At 72.7% G+C, this 16,493-nt stretch carries 12 protein-coding genes; 2 read left to right on the forward strand and 10 right to left on the reverse strand.

What is annotated here, in order from left to right; all coding sequences use genetic code 11:
* Window positions 1-8: 8 nt before the first annotated feature.
* From cobA to J2X26_RS10170, 6 genes are read right to left on the reverse strand one after another with little or no spacing between them, the layout of a single operon-like run.
* On the reverse strand, window positions 9-1,205 hold the full coding sequence (cobA, locus tag J2X26_RS10145) for a uroporphyrinogen-III C-methyltransferase (RefSeq protein ID WP_307491926.1): 1,197 nt from the start codon (window positions 1,203-1,205) through the stop codon (window positions 9-11).
* Window positions 1,202-2,641 (reverse strand): sulfate adenylyltransferase subunit 1, encoded by a 1,440-nt coding sequence (locus J2X26_RS10150; RefSeq protein WP_307491927.1) that lies wholly within the window; start codon window positions 2,639-2,641, stop codon window positions 1,202-1,204. The genes cobA and J2X26_RS10150 overlap by 4 nt, the downstream gene beginning before the upstream one ends.
* Window positions 2,641-3,546 (reverse strand): sulfate adenylyltransferase subunit CysD, encoded by a 906-nt coding sequence (gene cysD / locus J2X26_RS10155; protein ID WP_307491928.1) that lies wholly within the window; start codon window positions 3,544-3,546, stop codon window positions 2,641-2,643. The genes J2X26_RS10150 and cysD overlap by 1 nt, the downstream gene beginning before the upstream one ends.
* The gene (locus J2X26_RS10160) at window positions 3,543-4,235 is read right to left on the reverse strand and encodes a phosphoadenylyl-sulfate reductase (RefSeq protein ID WP_307491930.1); all 693 of its coding nucleotides are present in this window, start codon (window positions 4,233-4,235) and stop codon (window positions 3,543-3,545) included. The genes cysD and J2X26_RS10160 overlap by 4 nt, the downstream gene beginning before the upstream one ends.
* Entirely contained in the window at window positions 4,235-4,390 is a 156-nt protein-coding gene (locus tag J2X26_RS10165; RefSeq protein WP_307491931.1) for a hypothetical protein, read from the reverse strand. The genes J2X26_RS10160 and J2X26_RS10165 overlap by 1 nt, the downstream gene beginning before the upstream one ends.
* Window positions 4,387-6,045: a nitrite/sulfite reductase gene (locus J2X26_RS10170; protein WP_307491933.1), complete on the reverse strand. Its 1,659-nt coding sequence runs from the start codon at window positions 6,043-6,045 to the stop codon at window positions 4,387-4,389. Before J2X26_RS10170 ends, J2X26_RS10165 begins: the two co-directional genes overlap by 4 nt.
* A 350-nt stretch (window positions 6,046-6,395) precedes the next feature.
* Here J2X26_RS10170 and zapE point away from each other — a divergent pair, with 350 nt between their 5' ends.
* Complete coding sequence (gene zapE / locus J2X26_RS10175) at window positions 6,396-7,418, forward strand: cell division protein ZapE (RefSeq protein ID WP_307491934.1); 1,023 nt, start codon at window positions 6,396-6,398, stop codon at window positions 7,416-7,418.
* 26 nt (window positions 7,419-7,444) lie between these two features.
* Here zapE and treZ read toward each other — a convergent pair whose 3' ends face one another.
* Genes treZ through glgX form a run of 3 tightly spaced genes read right to left on the reverse strand, consistent with a single transcriptional unit; the run spans window position 7,445 to window position 13,996 of the window.
* Window positions 7,445-9,232 carry a malto-oligosyltrehalose trehalohydrolase gene (treZ, locus tag J2X26_RS10180; protein WP_307491935.1) on the reverse strand — a complete coding sequence of 596 codons (1,788 nt, stop codon included), beginning with the start codon at window positions 9,230-9,232 and terminating at the stop codon, window positions 7,445-7,447.
* A 4-nt stretch (window positions 9,233-9,236) separates the two neighbouring features.
* Window positions 9,237-11,747: a malto-oligosyltrehalose synthase gene (gene treY / locus J2X26_RS10185; RefSeq protein WP_307491937.1), complete on the reverse strand. Its 2,511-nt coding sequence runs from the start codon at window positions 11,745-11,747 to the stop codon at window positions 9,237-9,239.
* Entirely contained in the window at window positions 11,744-13,996 is a 2,253-nt protein-coding gene (gene glgX, locus J2X26_RS10190) for a glycogen debranching protein GlgX (RefSeq protein WP_307491938.1), read from the reverse strand. The genes treY and glgX overlap by 4 nt, the downstream gene beginning before the upstream one ends.
* A gap of 145 nt (window positions 13,997-14,141) precedes the next feature.
* Here glgX and J2X26_RS10195 point away from each other — a divergent pair, with 145 nt between their 5' ends.
* Window positions 14,142-15,371: an NAD(P)/FAD-dependent oxidoreductase gene (locus tag J2X26_RS10195; protein ID WP_307491939.1), complete on the forward strand. Its 1,230-nt coding sequence runs from the start codon at window positions 14,142-14,144 to the stop codon at window positions 15,369-15,371.
* Here J2X26_RS10195 and J2X26_RS10200 read toward each other — a convergent pair.
* Window positions 15,368-16,456 (reverse strand): carboxylate-amine ligase, encoded by a 1,089-nt coding sequence (locus J2X26_RS10200; RefSeq protein ID WP_307491941.1) that lies wholly within the window; start codon window positions 16,454-16,456, stop codon window positions 15,368-15,370. The two genes, J2X26_RS10195 and J2X26_RS10200, sit on opposite strands and share 4 nt — an antisense overlap.
* Window positions 16,457-16,493 lie beyond the last annotated feature (37 nt).

Genomic DNA, 16,493 nt, shown 5'->3' on the forward strand with positions numbered 1-16,493 from the left:
TCGCCAACCTAGGCCAGGACGTCCGCCAGGGCAGCGACGTCGCCGATCACGACGACGGCCGGGTTGCCGACGCCACGCTCCCGCGCGAGGTCCGCGATGTCCGCGAGGGTGCCGACGGTGGTGCGCTGCCCGGGCAGCGTGCCGTTCTCCACGATCGCGACCGGGGTGCCCGGGTCTTTGCCATGCGCCAGGAGCGCGCGAGTGTGCGACGGCAGCTGCGCGACACCCATGAGCAACACCAGCGTGCCTTCGAGGCGCGCGAGCACCGCCCAGTCGGGGGCCGTATCGTGCGCCGACAGGATGGTGAGCTGGCGGGCGAGGCCGCGATGCGTGACGGGGATGCCGGCGGACGCGGGCACGGCGAGCGCGCTGGTGACTCCCGGGACGACCTCGACGGGGACGCCGGCCGACACGCAGGCCAGGACCTCCTCGCCGCCGCGGCCGAGCACGAACGAGTCGCCACCCTTGAGCCGGACCACCCGGTGGCCGGCGCGGGCGCGCTCGACGAGCACGGCGTTGATCTCGGTCTGCGTCAGGGTGTGGGCGTGGGGTGACTTGCCCGCCTCGATGATCTCGACCGCGGGGTCGAGCTCCGCCAGCAGGGCGCGGGGCGCGAGACGGTCGACGACGACGACGTCGGCCTCCGCGAGCGCGCGGCGACCGCGCGTGGTGATGAGACCGGGGTCGCCCGGGCCGCCACCGACGAGGGTCACGCGGCCGGTGCTCGGCCGGTGGTGGCGCAGGGGGAGCCCGCCGGTGTCGAGCAGCAGCGCGACCGCGTTGCGCAGCGCGACCGCTCGGCGAGGGTCGCCACCTGTGCCGACCGCCACCGTCACGTCACCGGACCGCGCCACGGCGGGTGTCCAGGCGCTCGACGCGCTCGCGTCGTCGGCCCGCACGCACCACAGCCGGACGGCCTCGGCGTCGGCGGCGACCGCGTCGTCGACCGCGCGGTCGCCCGTCGCCGTGTGGACCAGCCAGGCGCCGTCGAGGTCGGTGGTCAGGTAGTCGCGTGCCCGCCACGTCACGCGGCCCGCGGCGACGTGGTCCGCGAGGTCCTCGCACAGCGCGGGCGCCACGACGAGCACGTCCGCGCCGTCCCCGACCAGCCGGGCGGCGCGCCGGGCGGCGACCGGGCCGCCGCCGACGACGACGACGCGACGCCCGGAGACGTCGAGGAACAGCGCGTGCTGCGGGGCGGTCATATCCCCGCCCCGGCGAACCAGTCGTCGTCGTCCTGGGCGGTCGACGTCGGTGCGAGCCGGTCGAGCAGGGTGGCGCCGATCATCCCGGCGGCCAGCGTGGTGCCGTCCGCGGGGTCGACCAGCAGGAACCCGCCGGTCCGGCGGTGCGTGGCGTACTCGTCGAGCACGATCGGCTCGGCCAGCCGGATCTTGACCCGACCGATCGCGTTGAGGGTGAGTGCGCGCGGTGGGATGTCCGACGACGTGTCGGTGGCGTCGACCGCGTGCAGGGTGTCGACGCCGTCCCAGGCCTCGACCGTGAGGGTGTCGACGTCGAGCCGGGCGTTGACCTCGCGCAGCAGCGCACGGACCGTGCGGGTACCGACCCGGACCAGCAGGCGCGCGCCCAGCACGCTGCGCTTCTCGGCCAGCCAGCAGACGGTGCCCTCCAGGTCGGAGCCGATGTCGACGGTCGCGGCGGTCGGGACGAGGACGTCTCCGCGAGCCACGTCGACGTCGTCGGCGAGCCGGAGCGTCACCGACTGCGGCGCGTGCGCCTCGGTCAGCGGCCCGTCGAACGTGTCGATGCCGACGACCGTGCTCCGCTTGCCCGACGGCAGCACGGTGACCTCGTCGCCGACGGAGACCACACCGGACGCGACCCGGCCGGCGTAGCCGCGGTAGTCGGGGTGCTCGGCGGTGCGCGGGCGGATGACCACCTGCACGGGGAACCGGAACGGCTCGGACAGCGCGTCGCGGCCCACCGGCACCGACTCGAGGTGCTCCAGCAGCGTCGGTCCGTCGTACCAGGGCGTCCGCGCGGAGCGGTCCACCACGTTGTCGCCGGCGAGCGCCGACAGCGGGACCGCGGTGACGTCCGGGATGCCGAGGCTGAGCGCGTAGCCCGTGAACTCGTCGGCGATCGCGCGGAACGTGGCCTCGTCGAAGTCGACCAGGTCCATCTTGTTCACCGCCAGCACGACGTGCGGGACGCGCAGGAGCGCGGTGATCGTGGCGTGCCGACGGGTCTGCTCGAGCACCCCCTTGCGGGCGTCGACGAGCACGATCGCGAGCTCCGCGGTGGACGCCCCGGTCACCATGTTGCGCGTGTACTGCACGTGCCCCGGGGTGTCGGCAAGCACGAACGCGCGCGTCGCGGTCGAGAAGTAGCGGTAGGCCACGTCGATCGTGATGCCCTGCTCGCGCTCGGCCCGCAGACCGTCGGTGAGCAGCGCCAGGTCGACCTCGCCGCCGCCGCGGGCCAGCGTGGCCGCCTCGACGGCGCTGAGCTGGTCGGCCAGCACCGACTTGGTGTCGTACAGGAGCCGGCCGATCAGGGTGCTCTTGCCGTCGTCGACGGATCCGGCCGTGGCCAGGCGCAGGAGGTCCCGCGTCGCGTGCTCGGTCACGTGGTGCGTCTCCTCGGTCGTTTCCAGCTGGACGGTGGGGGCGCCCATCAGAAGTACCCCTCGCGCTTGCGGTCCTCCATGGCGGCCTCCGACGCGCGGTCGTCGGCGCGGGTGGCGCCCCGCTCCGTGAGCCGGCTGGCCCCGACCTCGGTGATGACCTCGGGGATCGTCGAGGCGGTGGACTCGACGGCGCCGGTGCAGCTCATGTCGCCGACCGTGCGGTAGCGGACCGTGCGGACCTCGAGCGTCTCGCCGGCGCGCGGGCCACCCCAGCCGCCGGGTGCCAGCCACATGCCGTCGCGCAGGAAGACCTCGCGCTGGTGGGAGTAGTAGATCGCCGGGAGCTCGATCTGCTCGCGCTCGATGTAGCGCCAGACGTCCAGCTCGGTCCAGTTGGACAGCGGGAAGACGCGCACGTGCTCACCCGGCTTGTGGCGACCGTTGTAGAGGTCCCACAGCTCGGGGCGCTGGCGGCGCGGGTCCCACTGGCCGAACTCGTCGCGCAGCGAGAACACCCGCTCCTTGGCGCGGGCCTTCTCCTCGTCGCGACGACCGCCGCCGAACACCGCGTCGAACTTGTTCGCCGTGATGCCGTCGAGCAGCGGGACGGTCTGCAGGGGGTTGCGGGAGCCGTCGGCGCGCTCGGCCACGCGGCCGTCGTCGATGGCGTCCTGCACGCTGGCCACGACGAGCCGCAGCCCGTGCTCGGCCACGACGCGGTCGCGGTACTCGATGACCTCGGGGAAGTTGTGACCCGTGTCGACGTGCATCAGCGCGAAGGGCACCGGAGACGGCCAGAACGCCTTGCGGGCCAGGTGCAGCATGACGATCGAGTCCTTGCCGCCGCTGAACAGCAGCACCGGACGCTCGAACTCGCCGGCCACCTCGCGCATGACGTGGATGCCCTCGGACTCCAGGGCGTCCAGCTGCGTGAGGGTGGAGACGGCGCTCATGTGTGCAACCCGCATTCGATCTTGGAGGTACCGGACCAGCGACCCGCGCGCGGGTCCTCACCAGGGGCGACGGCGCGCGTGCAGGGGGCGCACCCAATGGACGCGTAGCCCGCCTGGCGCAGGGGGTTGAGCACCACGTGGTGCTCCTCGACGTAGGCGTCCACGTCGTCCTGCGTCCACGCGGCCAGGGGGTTGAGCTTGACCTTGCCGCGCTTGGCGTCCCAGCCGACGACGGTGATGTCGGTGCGCGTCGGGGCGTCCTCGCGGCGCATGCCGGTGACCCACGCCGTGTACGGCGCGAGGCCGCGCTCGAGCGGCTCGACCTTGCGCAGGGCGCAGCACAGGTTCGGGTCCCGGTCGTGGAGCTTCTCGCCGTGCTCCGCGTCCTGCTCCGCGACCGTGCGCAGGGGCAGGATCGTGCGGAGCGAGATGTTCGTGAAGTCGGCGTAGTAGTCGCGGGTGCCCAGCGTCTCGGCGAAGTGGTAGCCGGTGTCGAGGAAGATCACGTCGATCCCCGGCACGGCCTCGGCGGCGATGTGCACGAGCACCTCGTCGCCCATCGAGGACGCGAGGACCAGGTCGGTGCCGAACGTCTGCGCAGCCCACCGCAGGATCTCGGCGGGGTGGGCGCCCTCGAGGTCGCGGCCGGCCTGCTCCGCGAGCTCCTGCAGGTCCGTGGTGGTGGTCATCAGCGCGCCACCAGCCCGACGAACTTCAGGGAGAACGCACGAGTGCACGAGCGGCACTCCCACTGGCCGTGGGTCTCGCCGGCCGGCCACAGGTCCTCGCTCGCGCAGAACGGGCAGTAGTAGGGGACCGCGCGCTCGCCAGACGTTCCGCTCATCGCAGGTCCTCCTCGTCCGCCCGCTGGGCCCACTGCGCGAACAGCTCGCCCTCGAGGCGCTGCTCGTCGAACCTGCGCGTGACGCGCTCGATGTAGTCGGGGAGCTCCTCGGCCGGGACGCGCAGACCGCGCAGCGTCTTCCCGAGCCCGCTGGTCAGGCCGAGACCGCCGCCGAGGTGCACCTGGTAGCCGTCCTCGCCACCAGCCAGCGCACCCTTGAGGCCGATGTCGGCCGTCTGGATGCGGGCGCACGAGTTGGGGCAGCCGTTGAGGTTGATGGTGATCGGCTGGTCGAAGGTCGGCAGGCGCTTCTCCAGCTCGCCGATCACGTGCGTGGCGCGGGCCTTGGTCTCGACGATCGCGAGCTTGCAGAACTCGATCCCGGTGCACGCCATGGTGCCGCGGCGGAACGTGCTCGCGGACCGGACCGGGAGCCCCAGAGCCTCGAGCTGCTCGACCAGCGGGTCCACCTTCTCCGGCGCGACGTCGAGCACGACGATCTTCTGCTCGACCGTCAGCCGGACCTTGTCGGACCCGGCGGCCTCGACAAGGTCGGCCAGCTGCTGCAGCAGCTCGCCCGAGATGCGACCGACCGTCGGCGCCATGCCGACGTAGAACCTCCCGTCGTTCTGCGGGTGCACGCCGACGTGGTCGCGACGACCGCCGGGCGGCGGGGGAGGCTCGGGGCCGTCCTCCAGCGCGAAGCCGAGGTACTCGCCCTCCAGCACCTGCCGGAACAGCTCGGGCCCCCAGTCGGCGACCAGGAACTTCAGGCGCGCACGCGTGCGCAGCCGGCGGTAGCCGTAGTCGCGGAAGATGCTCACGACGCCGACCCACACGTCCGGGATCTGTTCGAGCGTGACGAACGCACCGAGGCGGACGCCGAGCTTCGGGTTGGTGGACAGGCCGCCACCCACCCACACGTCGAAGCCCGGGCCGAGCGTGGGGTGCACCACGCCGACGAACGCGACGTCGTTGATCTCGTGCGCGACGTCGTGGTGCGGCGAGCCGCTGATCGCGGTCTTGAACTTGCGGGGGAGGTTCGAGAATCGCGGGTCGCCGATGTAGTTGTCGACGATCGCGCGCACGGCCGGGGTGCCGTCGATGATCTCGTCCGCGGCGACGCCGGCGACGGGGGACCCGAGGACGACGCGCGGGCAGTCGCCGCACGCCTCCTGGGTGCTCAGCCCGACGGCCTCGAGCCGGCGCCAGATCTCCGGGACGTCCTCGACGCGGATCCAGTGCAGCTGGATGTTCTGCCGGTCGGTGACGTCCGCGGTGCCGCGGCCGAACTCGACGGAGATGTCCGCGACGGTGCGCAGCTGCTGCAGGCTCAGCGCGCCGCCGTCGCACCGCACCCGGAGCATGAAGTACTCGTCGTCCAGCTCGTGCGGCTCCAGCGTCGCGGTCTTGCCGCCGTCGATGCCGGGCTTGCGCTGCGTGTAGAGCCCCCACCAGCGCATACGTCCACGCAGGTCCTCCGGTGCGATGCTCGCGAAGCCCTCGCGGGAGTAGACGTCCTCGATCCGCTGCCGGACGTTGAGCGCGTCGTCCTGCTGCTTGAACAGCTCGTTGCCGTTCAGCGGTTCCTTCTGGTCGAACGCCCACTGGCCCTCAGCACGTGCAGCGGGCGGGGCGATCCTGGTCTGCGCCATAGGGCGGTATCTCCGGGAGAACATGGACGTGCGCCTGCACCCACCGCTGGGGGAGCGGTTCTCGGGACGCAGACCGCGCGCCCGGGGGGACGAGGGGCGGGGTCAGTTGCTCCGCGGACAGCAGCACACGCACAGGTCCGCGGCGACGGTGCACATGCACCGACACGAGAGGCGGAACCCGGGGGCGATCACCAGAAGAGGTTGTCATGCGTGCGCCGAACGCGGGAGAGGGCGTCCGGATCATGAGATGTTCCGGTCGACATGTGGGACGAGCGTCCATGACGCGGTAAAAGACGACCGATCCGGTCGCGATTCGAGTCTCCCGGGAGCCCGACGTAGGCTGCTCGACCGTGACCAATCCGGGCGTCCCCAGCCTGACCCAGCGTCGACCCGTCGTGCCGCCGGACCGCCTCCTGGCCGAGCTCGTCCCGCCACGACACTTCGCCGACGAGTCCTTCGCGACCTACCGTCCCGACCCTGCCCACCCGTCGCAGGCCGCCGCGGTGACCCGGCTGTCGGCCGCCGCCGAGCAGATCCGCAACGGTGGGCAGAAGTCGTTCTGGAGGCGCGGGAAGACGACTCCCGTCGCGGTCTACCTCGACGGCGGGTTCGGCGTCGGCAAGACCCACCTGCTCACGTCGCTGGCGCATGCGGTCGGGGTCGAGGACGCCGCCTACGGCACGTTCGTGGAGTACACCAACCTCGTCGGCGCCCTCGGCTTCCTGCCGACCGTCGAGGCCCTCGCCACCCGTCGCCTTGTCTGCATCGACGAGTTCGAGCTGGACGACCCGGGCGACACCGTCCTCATGTCCCGCCTGCTGCGCGAGCTCGCCGACCGGGGGGTCGCCCTCGCCGCCACGTCCAACACCCTGCCCGGCTCGCTGGGCGAGGGCCGGTTCGCGGCCGAGGACTTCCTGCGCGAGATCCAGGCGCTCGCCGCCCGGTTCGAGGTCCTGCGCGTCGACGGCGACGACTACCGGCACCGGTCGGTCGTGACCGATGCCGACGGTCTCGACGACGACGAGGTCCGCGCCGCTGCGGAGCGACGGACCGACGCGACGCTGGACGACTTCGGCGACCTGCTCGCGCACCTCGCGACCGTCCACCCCAGCCGCTACGGCGCCCTGCTCGACGGTGTCGGCCTCGTGGCCATGACCGGGGTGCACGCCGTCCCGACGCAGGACGTGGCGCTGCGGCTCGTCGTTCTGGTCGACCGGCTCTACGACCGGGACGTGCCCGTGCTGCTCGGTGGCGCGGGGGAGCGGGAGCTGTTCTCGCCCGAGATGCTCGCCGGCGGCTACCGCAAGAAGTACTACCGGGCGCTGTCCCGCCTGGGCTCGCTCGCCGCCGACGGAGCCGCGCTCGTCGGCTGACCACCGAGCTCGCGGCCGGGCGGGGCTCAGGCCAGGACGACGACCGAGCGCGGGGGCGTCACGACGAGCGCGCCGCCGGGCGTCGGTTCGACGGAGGCGCCGTCCCACGCGGCCACCACGTCGACCGGACCCTCGGTGTGCACCGGGACGGCGGCCTCCTCGCCCGACAGGTTGATGACCACGCGCGCCGAGCCGCGGTGGAGCACCAGCCAGCCGTCCCACGGCACGTCGTCCTGGTCGCGCTCCGACGCGCCGCCCCACACCAGGTCCGTGGCGGACAGGTCGCCGGACGCGAGGTCAGGGACGGTGCGGCGCAGGGCGATGAGGGTCCGGTACCAGTCGCGCAGGCGCGCGTGCTCGGGGTGCGACGGGTCATGGAGCTCGGTGCGGTCGAGGATGCTGGCGCGGAACGTGGCGGGGTCCTGCGGGTCGGGCACCTCGATGTCGCCGCCGTACAGGACGTCCCACCCGTGGCCGCCGAACTCGCGGCGCCGACCGTCGCGGACGGCGGCAGCCAGGTCGGGCTCGGGGTGGTCGGTGAAGAACTGCCAGGGGGTGCGGGTGCCCCACTCCTCGCCCATGAAGAGCATCGGGCTGAAGGGGGCGAGCAGGACGACCGCGGCCTCCGCGGCGACCCGGCCGGGGTCGAGCCGGGCCGACGGGCGGTCGCCGAGCGCCCGGTTGCCCACCTGGTCGTGCGTGGACGCCGCGACGACGAACCGGTGGCCGTCCGTCCCCGGCGGCACCGGACGGCCCCAGCGGCGTCCGCGGAACGTCGACAGCTCGCCGTCGTGCACGAACACGCTGGTCAGTGCCTTGTGGAGCACCTCGGGGGAGCCGAAGTCACCGTAGTAGCCGTGCCGTTCGCCCGTGACCAGCGCGTGGATGGCGTGGTGCACGTCGTCGTCCCACTGCGCGGTCATGCCCCAGCCGCCGTCGGCCGTCGGGGTGATCGAGACGGGGTCGTTAAGGTCCGACTCGGCGACGAGCGACAGCGGGCGCTGCAGCGTGTGGGCCAGGGACGCGACCTCGTCGGACAGCTGCGACAGGACGTGCCGGTCGGACAGGTCGATGAGCGCGTGCACGGCGTCCAGGCGCAGGGCGTCCACGTGGAAGTCCCGGAACCAGCGCAGCGCGCTGTCGCACACCCAGCGGCGGACCTCGTCGGATCCCGGCCCGTCCAGGTTGATCGCCGAACCCCACGGCGTCTGGTGCGCGTCCGTGAAGTACGGGCCGAAGTCGCCGAGGTAGTTGCCCGACGGGCCCAGATGGTTGTGCACGACGTCCAGGCAGACCCCCAGGCCGCGGGCGTGGGCGGCGTCGACGAACGCCTGCAGGCCGGCAGGCCCGCCGTAGGGCTCGTGCACCGCGAACGTCGCGACGCCGTCGTAGCCCCAGCCGTGCACGCCGCTGAACGGGGCGATCGGCATGAGCTCGACCAGGTCGACGCCCAGCGAGACCAGCTCGTCGAGGTGCTCGATGGCGGAGGTCAGCGTGCCCTCGTCGCTGAACGTGCCGACGTGCAACTCGTACGTCACGTGCCCGCGGACGTCGACCCCGGACCAGCCGTCGTCGGACCACGGATACGTCGCGGGGTCGTAGACGCGGCTGGCGCCGTGCACGCCGTGCGGCTGCCACGCGCTGCGCGGGTCGGGTCGCGGCGGTCCGCCGTCGACCGAGAAGGCGTAGTCGGTCCCGTGCGGGAGGTCGGCGTCGCCCACCCACCACTGTCCGTCGGCTCTCAGCGGTCGGTGCTCGTCGCCGACGACCACGTCGACGCGCGCGGCGGTCGGTGCCCAGACGCGGGGGAGCACCGCCTCAGCCCTCCGCCCGGACGAGCAGGGCGACGGGCAGCCGGTCCAGCAGCGGTCCGACGTCGACGACCCCTCCCGTCACGGGGCGGTCGGTGAGCACGTCGTGCCAGTCGCCGTCGGGGAGCGCGACCGTGTGGTCGGCCCAGCCCCCGAGCCGGTCGACGGCGGCCGCCAGCCGGGTGGCGACGACCGCCACGCGCGCGTGGCCGGCGACGGTCCGCGCGTAGGTGAGCGAGTGCCCGGACGAGTGGGCCAGCGGCAGGAACCCGCTGTCGGGACCGACGAACGCCTCCGGCAGCGACCTGCGCAGCCGCAGCGCCCGCGAGGTGACCAGCAGCTTCTCGTCGGCGAGATCGCGCGGACCGGCGCCGTCGTCGAGCCGGGCCAGGCGGGCGACCAACGGCTCCAGGGGGACCGGACGCCGGTTGTCGGGGTCGACGAGGACAGGGTTCGGCACCTCGGTGCCCTGGTAGACGTCGGGGATGCCGGGCAGGGTCAGCTGGACGAGCTTGGTGCCGAGGGTCGCCGCTCTGACCGCCGCCCGGGTGCGCAGCTCCCAGCCGGAGAACAGCTCGGCGACCGTGGGGTCCACCAGTGCCTGTCGTGCGGCATCGAGCACCGCGCCCTCGTACGGCTCGTCGGGAGCCGTCCACGTGGTCCGGCTCTTCGACTCGCGGATCGCCTTCGTCAGGTACTCCACCAGCCGGTCCTCGGCGATCGGCCCGTCGTCGGTCCACGTGCCCGCCAGCGTCTGCCAGAGCAGGTACTCCGTGCGGCCGTCGAGCAGCGCGCTGCGGTACGGGGCCGAGGCGGCGCGCAGGGCGTCGACGAGCGCCGACCACTCGCGCGGGAGCTCGCTGAGGACCCCGAGCCGTGCCCGCGTGTCCTCGCCTCGCTTCGTGTCGTGGGTGGACAGGGTCGTCATGCCCAGCGGGGCCGAGACCTGCATCTGTGCCGCCCACGCCGACAGGTCGGTCGGCGTGAGCGCGAACTGCTCGGGCGCGCCGCCGACCTCGCAGAGGCCCGTCAGGTGGGTCCAGCGGTAGAACGCGGTGTCCTCGACGCCCTTGGCCATGACGGCGCCGCAGGTCTGCTGGAACCGCACGACGAGCTCGTCGCGGCGCGCCCCCCGCGTGCGACCGGCACTGCCGACCTCGCGGCCGAGCAGGAGGTCGACGATGACGTCCATCGTCGCGCTGCGCTCCACGGACAGCCGCGCGCGGGCGTGGGCGGCGGCTGCCTGCATGACCTCCAGAGACTCCGGGTGCACGGGCTCGCCGGGCACGACGTAGGCGCGGTAGCGGTCGAACGCCACGAGCAGCTCGATCAGGCAGTCCTCCAGCGCGCGCCAGGTGTGGTCGCGCAGGCGGAGGTCGTCGCGGCAGATGTCGGCCGCGAGCGAGGTCAACCGGTGCACCTCCGCGTACAGAGGACCGTCGACGATCTCCCGCTTGGCCTGCTCGGCCATCGCCGCGAACGCGTCCGAGGTGTCGCCCGTGAGCCGGTGCATGACGGCACCGAGCACCGCGGCGCCGCCCGGGTCGACGAAGGTCTCCTGGATCCGCCACAGCGCCTCGTACCCGGTGCTGCCCGCGGTCTCCCAGTCGGGCGGGAGTGTCTCGGTGCCCTCGAGGATCTTCTCGACGACCACCCACGCACCGCCGCTCGCCTCGCGCAGCCGGGCCAGGTAGCCGGCGGGGTCGGCGAGGCCGTCCGGGTGGTCGATACGCAGGCCGTCGATCGTGCCGTCCGCGAGCAGCGACAGGACCAGCGCGTGCGTCGCGTCGAACACGGCAGGGTCCTCGACGCGGACCGCGAGCAGCGTGCCGACGTCGAAGAACCGCCGGTAGTTGAGCTCCTCGTCGGCCACACGCCAGTACGCGAGCCGGTAGTGCTGCCGCTCGACCAGCTCCGCCAGGGACAGCGACTCCGTGCCCGGGCGGACCGGGAACACGTGGTCGTGGTAGCGCAGGACGGTCCGGGTGCCCTCGCCGGGGATGTCGACCTCGTCCAGAGCCAGCTCGTCGCGACCCAGCACGGCACCGATGCGGTCGCCGAGCACCGGCATCAGGACGGCCCCGTCGCCCGCGGACCAGTCCACGTCGAACCAGTCCGCGTACGGCGAGTCGGCCCCCTCGGCCAGCACCGACCACAGCGCGCGGTTGTGCCAGACGGGCGTGGGGACAGCCATGTGGTTGGGCACGATGTCGAGCACCAGCCCGAGGCCCGCCTCGCGCGCCGCCGCCGCCAGCCGGCGCAGTGCGGGCAGCCCGCCCAGCTCAGGAGCGATCTCGTCGTGGTCGACCACGTCGTACCCGTGCGTCGACCCGGGCGCGGCCCTCAGGATCGGCGACAGGTACACGTGCGTGACACCGAGCGACGCGAGGTACGGGACGCGCTGCACCGCGTCGTCGAGCGTCAGGTCCGCACCCAGCTGCAACCGGTAGGTCGAGCCCGGCACGGGCTTGCCCGCCGTCGGCAGCCGGCGGGTGGGCGTGGGACGCGGTTCGCTCATGCGCTGGGGCGCGGCTTGGTGGTCCGCCGCTTCGGCTTCTCGTCGGCCGCTTCCCCGTGCCCACGGCCCTTCACCTGCTTGGCCGCCTCGCTCGCCGCCGCCGCGACCGCGCCGATGCCCGACGACGTCGGGGACGGCAGGATCGACGGCCGGGTGAACACGATGATCGACTTCTCGCGGAGCTGGAGGGTCGAGCCCGCCGCGACCGTGCTGCCGGCCTCGATCTGCGAGTCCGTGTCCACGACCGCAGTCCAGACGTCCCCGAACCGGCTCGGCGGGAGGGTGAACGAGGCCGCGTCGGGCTGGCCGTTGAACAGCACCAGGAAGCTGTCGTCGACGATCTCCTGGCCCCGCAGGTCCGGCTCGGCGATCGCGTCACCGTTGAGGAACACCATGACGGCCCGCGCGTGGTCGGCCGCCCAGGCCTCCTCGCGCATGTGGTGCCCGTCCGGCGCGAGCCAGGCCAGGTCGAGGAGGTCGGACTCGTCCTCGAGGTCGGGCTCGCCCGCGAAGAACCGACGGCGTCGGAACACGGGGTGGTCCTGCCGCAGCCGCACCAGGCGTCGCGTGAACTCGAGCAGGTCGGTCTCGTCCTGGTCCAGCGTCCAGTCGATCCACGAGATCGGGCCGTCCTGGCAGTACACGTTGTTGTTGCCCTGCTGGGTGCGACCCAGCTCGTCACCGTGGGCGAGCATCGGGACGCCCTGCGAGAGCAGCAGGGTGGTGAGGAAGTTCCGTCGTTGCCGTGCGCGCAACGTGTTCACGGACGCGTCGTCCGTCGGACCCTCGACCCCGCAGTTCCAGGACCGGTTGTGGCTCTCGCCGTCCTTGTTGCCCTCGCCGTTGGCGTCGTTGTGCTTCTCGTTGTAGGACACGAGGTCGTTCAGCGTGAAGCCGTCGTGCGCGGTGACGAAGTTGACGCTCGCGATCGGCCGTCGGCCCGTGTGCTCGTAGAGGTCCGACGAGCCCGACAGGCGGCTGGCGAACTCCCCGAGCGTCGACGGCTCGCCGCGCCAGAAGTCGCGGACCGTGTCGCGGTACTTGCCGTTCCACTCGGACCACAACGGCGGGAACCCGCCCACCTGGTACCCGCCGTCGCCGACGTCCCACGGCTCGGCGATGAGCTTGACCTGGGAGACGACCGGGTCCTGGTGCACCAGGTCGAAGAACGCCGACAGGCGGTCGACCTCGTGGAACTGGCGGGCGAGCGTGGCGGCCAGGTCGAACCGGAAGCCGTCGACGTGCATCTCCAGGACCCAGTACCGCAGCGAGTCCATGATCAGCTGGAGCACGTGCGGCGACCGCATGAGCAGCGAGTTGCCGGTGCCGGTCGTGTCGAAGTAGTGCGCCTGGTCGTCGTCGACCAGCCGGTAATAGTTGGCGTTGTCGAGGCCGCGGAAGCTCAGCGTGGGGCCCAGGTGGTTGCCCTCGGCCGTGTGGTTGTAGACCACGTCGAGGATGACCTCGATGTCGGCGGCGTGCAGCTCCTTGACCATCGCCTTGAACTCCTGCACCTGCTGGCCGGCGTGCTGGAACGCGGCGTAGCCGTTGTGCGGCGCGAAGAACCCGATGGTGTTGTAGCCCCAGTAGTTCGACAGCCCCTTCTCGACGAGCGACGGGTCGTTGACGAACTGGTGCACGGGCATCAGCTCGACCGCCGTCACGCCGAGCGACGTGAGGTGCTCGATGACCGCGGGGTGGGCGAGCCCGGCGTACGTGCCGCGCAGCTCCTCCGGCACGGCGGGGTGCTGCATCGTCAGGCCGCGCACGTGCGCCTCGTAGATGACCGACTCGTGGTACTCGTGCTGCGGAGGCCGGTCGTGGCCCCAGTCGAAGTACGGGTTGATGACCACCGAGGTCATCGTGTGCGCGGCCGAGTCGTCGTCGTTGCGCTTCTCCGGGTCGGCGAAGTCGTACGAGTACAGCGACGGGTCGCCGTCGATCTGCCCGTCGATCGCCTTGGCGTACGGGTCGAGGAGCAGCTTGTTCGGGTTGCAGCGGTCACCCTGTGCCGGGTCGTACGGACCGTGAACCCGGTAGCCGTAGCGCTGCCCGGGCGTGATGGCGGGCAGGTACCCGTGCCACACGAACGCGTCGACCTCGGTCAGGTTCGTCCGGGTCTCGGTGCCGTCGTCGGCGATCAGGCAGAGCTCGACTCGTTCGGCCACCTCGGAGAACAGGGCGAAGTTCGTCCCGGTCCCGTCATAGGTGGCGCCCAGGGGGTAGGGGCGTCCCGGCCACATCTGCATGGCCCCCAGGGTGCCAGTCGACCGCCCATCCGGCGCGGGGTGCGAGCCCATGACTTGGGTGGACTTCGCCACACCGACCCCATTGCGCCCGGGCCCGCGACCTGGTGCGCTTGCCGTCGGCGGTCCGACGAGGCAGGGGAGTGACGTGAGCGGTCAGGTCGTGGTCGTGGGTGGCGGGCTGGCGGGTGCGAAGACCGTCGAGGGGCTGCGGGAGCGGGGATACGACGGGGGGATCGTCCTGCTCGGCACCGAGACCGAGCGCCCGTACGAGCGCCCACCGCTGTCGAAGGGCTACCTCCAGGGCAGCGACGAGCGCGACGGCGCGTTCGTGCACCCCGCGGACTGGTACGGCGCCCACGACGTCGACCTCCGCCTGGGGACGACGGTCCGGTCGATCGACCTGGGCGCACGTGACGTGGTCGACGGCTCCGGGACCCGGACGGGCTGGGACCACCTCGTCCTCGCGACCGGCTCGGAGCCGCGCCGGCTCGACGTGCCCGGCGCCGGCCTCGACGGTGTCGTCCACCTGCGGACCCTCGACGACAGCGACCGCCTGCGCGCGCTGCTGAGGCCTGGCACGCGCGTCGTGGTCGTCGGCGGCGGGTGGATCGGTCTCGAGGTCACCGCTGCCGCCCGTGCGGCCGGTTGCGAGGTGAGCGTCCTGGTGCGCGACCCGCTGCCGCTGCTGGCGGTCCTCGGCCCGGAGCTCGCCGCGATGTTCGCGGACCTGCACCGCGAGAACGGGGTCGACCTGCGGACGCGGACCGAGATCTCCGAGATCGTCGCCGCGGGTGACGGCACGCACGTGGGCGCGGTCGAGCTGGCCGACGGCACGCTGATCGACGCCGACCTGGTCGTCGTCGGGATCGGGGCCGCTCCCCGTGTCGACCTTGCGAAGGCCGCCGGGCTGCACGTGGAGGACGGGGTGGTGGTCGACGCCCACCTGCGCTCGTCGAACCCGCACGTGCTGGCCGTCGGCGACATCGCCCGTGCGCACCACCCGTTCCTGGGCACCCACCTGCGCGTCGAGCACTGGGCCAACGCGCTGAACCAGCCGGCGACCGCGGCGGCGACGGTCGTCGGCGCCGACGAGCCCTACGACAAGCTCCCGTACTTCTTCACCGACCAGTTCGACCTGGGTATGGAGTACGTCGGCTACGTGGGGTCCCACGGGTACGACGAGGTGGTCGTGCGCGGCGACCTCCAGGGCCGGGAGCTCATCGCGTTCTGGCGGCGCGAGGGACGGGTGCTGGCCGCGATGAACGTCAACGTGTGGGACGTCGTGGACGACGTGCAGGCGCTCATCCGGTCGCGTGCGGTGATCGACCACGACCGGTTGGCCGACCCGGACGTGCCCCTGGCGGAGCTGCTCTAGCGGGCGAGCGTCCGGTCCACCGCGCGGCGCACGACCTCGTCGTCGTCCGCGCCCTCGGCCCGCCACCCGAGCTGCTGGATCGCGCCGTTGCCGCGGCGCAGGACCGTGGCCAGCTGCCGCTCCACCCACTCCAGGTCCCCGGCCTCGGTCAGGGCCGGCCGCACGTGGTCGACCAGCTGGGCGATGACGTCTGCGGCAGGCAGCGGCGTCCCGGTCAGCGGACTGACCAGGTCGCCCGTGAGGCCGGACCGGGCGGCCCGCCAGGTCGCCGCCCGCAGCAGCTCGGTGCGCGGCTCCGCCACCGGCTCGCCCGTCGCCGTCTCCGCGATCCCGCGCACGAGCGCAGCCTGCAGAGCGGCGTCGTCGGCGTCCAGGCACACGTCGGCGACGCGGACCTCGACCGTCGGGTACCGCGACGAGAGGCGGGCGTCGAAGTAGACCATCCCCTCGTCGAGGATCGCCCCGGTGCGCAGGAGGTCGTCGATGACCGCGCGGTAGCCGGACGCGTTGCCGAAGGGGGCGGTCGGACCCGCCGTCGGCCAGCGACCCCACACCTGCGAGCGGTAGGACGCGTACCCGGTGCTAGTGCCCTGCCAGGACGGGCTGTTGCCGGACAGGGCGAGCAGCACCGCGTTCCACGGCCTCAGGTGGTCGAGGATGCGCACGCCCTCGTCCTCGTCGGCGATGGAGACGTGCACGTGGCAGCCGCAGGTGAGCTGGTCGCGGGCAGTCTGCGCGAACTCGGCCCGGATGGCGTACGCACGCCGGTCCGGCAGCACCGTGGACTCGACGGCCTGCGGCGCCGTGGCCAGCGCGGCGATCCGCGCACCGGCCTGGCGGGCGACCGCGTCGGTCCGGGCGCGGCCGGCGCGGATCTCCGCCACCAGCTCGGCGAGGTCGGCACGCGGGGGCGTCGACGTCTCGATCTGCTCCTGCTTGAACTCCTTCTCCAGGTCGCCGCCCGGCTCGTCGGTGGGTGAGGGCGCCACGGCGGACGCGTGGCGGAGCACTGTCGTCGCCACCGGCTGCGGTCTCCCCTCGGGGGTGACCAGCAGGAACTCCTCCTCGACACCCAGGGTCCGCATCGGATCAGTGTGGGGGCGTGGGCATCGCCGCGCGCGG

The organism is Cellulomonas humilata (assembly GCF_030814415.1).
Classification (GTDB): Bacteria; Actinomycetota; Actinomycetes; order Actinomycetales; family Cellulomonadaceae; genus Cellulomonas; species Cellulomonas humilata_A.